Genomic DNA, 2,227 nt, shown 5'->3' on the forward strand with positions numbered 1-2,227 from the left:
GGGGTCCGCACCGATCTCCGCGCGTTCTTCGCCGGAACCGTCGACCCCACGGCCGTGACGATCCGGCGCGGCCACGTCCCCGGGATCCCGCACCCGCGTGCGTTCGCGTTGCCCGGGCTGATCTACCTCGGCGCCGACCCCGGCGTCGTCGGCATCGCGGGCCCCGACGGGTCCGCCCGCCCACGGGCGACCCCGACCCTGGTCCACGAGCTGGTCCACATCTGGCAGGGGCGTTTCCTCGGCCCGCGGTACGTCGTGCGGGCCCTGGGCGAACAGATCCGGCTCGGGCGCCGGGCGTACGACTGGCGGGCCGTGCTCGACCAGCGGGCCGCTCTCCCGGTGGAGGCCCACGCCCAGCTCGTGTCCGACGCCTACGCCGCCCGCCACGGCCCGCCCCGGCAGCCGGCCCTCTCCGGGCGGGACGAGCACCTGCGGGCGGTGGAGGACGTGTTGACCGGTCTGCGCGCCGGTGACGCGAGCACCCTGCGGGGGCGGACGGTTTAGGGACTGACCACCTCGTCGTCGTACCGTATCTGTCGTGACCGGCACCAACCCAGACGGCATCCCCGCAGACGGTATCGACCCCGACGACCTCGAGACGTGCCTGCGCGTCCTCGACCGGGCCGCGGCGCTCGGCGAGGACCACCCCGACTCGATCCGGGTGCAGCGGTCAGTGGGACACATGTTCAAGCTCCTCAAGAAGGCGCGGCGCGCCGAGGTGCGCCGCGCGCGCCAGGAGGCCGACAAGGCCGTCATCGAGGCCACGGCGACCGGCTCCCCCACGCGCATCGACGACGAGACCGCCGGCATCCGTCTGGTCTCCAACACGCCGGGCGCCGTCGCCGGCCACCTGCAGCGCGCGGTCGCCTGCTACGTGTGCAAGCAGCTCTACACCCAGGTCGACGCCTTCTACCACCAGTTGTGCCCGGCCTGCGCGGCGGTCAACCGCGCCAAGCGCGACCCGCACATGGACCTCACCGGCCGGCGGGCCCTGCTCACCGGCGGCCGCGCCAAGATCGGCATGTACATCGCGCTCATGCTGCTGCGCGCCGGCGCCGACGTCACCATCACCACCCGCTTCCCCCGCGACGCCGTGCGCCGCTTCGCGTCGATGGACGACTACACCGACTGGGCGGACCGCGTCCACGTGATCGGCGTGGACCTGCGCGACCCCGCCCAGGTGGTCGCGCTGGCCGACGAGGTGGCCGCCGCCGGGCCGCTCGACATCCTCATCAACAACGCCGCCCAGACGGTGCGCCGCTCCCCTGGCTCGTACTCGGGCCTGGTGGAGGGCGAGTCCGCGCCGATCACCGGCCGCGCCGCGGACATCCCCATGGTCACGATGGGCCGCACCTCCGAGCTGCACCCCGCCGCGCTCATGGGCGGCGAGTCGGCACTCATCGGCAGCGAGGAGGCCGAGCGCGAGGCCGACCACATCGCCACCCTGGCGCTGCAGGCCGGCTCGTCCTCGCTGGAGCGGATGGCCGCCGGGACCGCCATCGACGCCGGCGGGCTCCTGCCCGACGTGGTGGACCACAACAGCTGGGTGGCCACGGTCGAGCAGGTCGAGCCCATGGAGATGCTCGAGGTGCAGCTGTGCAACTCGGTCGCGCCGTTCATCCTGGTCTCGCGCCTGCGCCCGACGCTGGCGGCCTCGAAGGCGCGCCGCAAGTACGTCGTCAACGTCTCGGCCATGGAAGGCCAGTTCTCGCGACGCTACAAGGGCGCCGGGCACCCGCACACCAACATGGCCAAGGCGGGCCTCAACATGCTCACCCGCACCTCCGCGGAGGAGATGTTCACCGAGCACGGCATCCTCATGACCGCCGTGGACACGGGGTGGATCACCGACGAGCGCCCGCACGTGACCAAGGTCCGCCTCCACGAGGAGGGCTTCCACGCCCCGCTGGACCTGGTCGACGGCGCCGCGCGCGTGGTGGACCCGATCGTGCGCGGTGAGGCCGGCGAGGACCTCTACGGCTGCTTCCTCAAGGACTTCGAGCCGAGCCCGTGGTGACCGCCGACGCCGTCCACCTCATCCTGGCCGACCAGGTGCTGCCGACGCTGCGCGCCGTCGTGGCCGATCTCGGCGGCGACGGGCCCGGCACCCTCGTGCACACCCGCCCCACGCCGGAGGGCGCCGCGTGGCCCACGAACTCCGCGGCCGCGACCGTGCAGCATCTGTGCGGCGTGGCGGCCTCGTGGGGCGCGGCGTGCCTCGGTGGCG

General features: G+C 73.6%; 3 protein-coding genes. All 3 read left to right on the forward strand.

The window, feature by feature from the left end:
- Positions 1-504: hypothetical protein (locus G6030_RS10185; protein WP_182643034.1), on the forward strand; the 504-nt coding region annotated here is incomplete at its 5' end.
- Positions 505-538: 34 nt separating this feature from the next.
- Positions 539-2,017, forward strand: a complete 1,479-nt coding sequence (locus G6030_RS10190) for an SDR family NAD(P)-dependent oxidoreductase (RefSeq protein WP_007629244.1) — start codon at positions 539-541, stop codon at positions 2,015-2,017.
- Positions 2,011-2,227 (forward strand): hypothetical protein (locus G6030_RS10195; protein ID WP_182643035.1); only part of this gene is annotated, 217 nt, incomplete at its 3' end. The genes G6030_RS10190 and G6030_RS10195, both read left to right, overlap by 7 nt.

Source organism: Dietzia sp. E1, from assembly GCF_014145015.1.
Taxonomy (GTDB): domain Bacteria; phylum Actinomycetota; class Actinomycetes; order Mycobacteriales; family Mycobacteriaceae; genus Dietzia; species Dietzia cinnamea_A.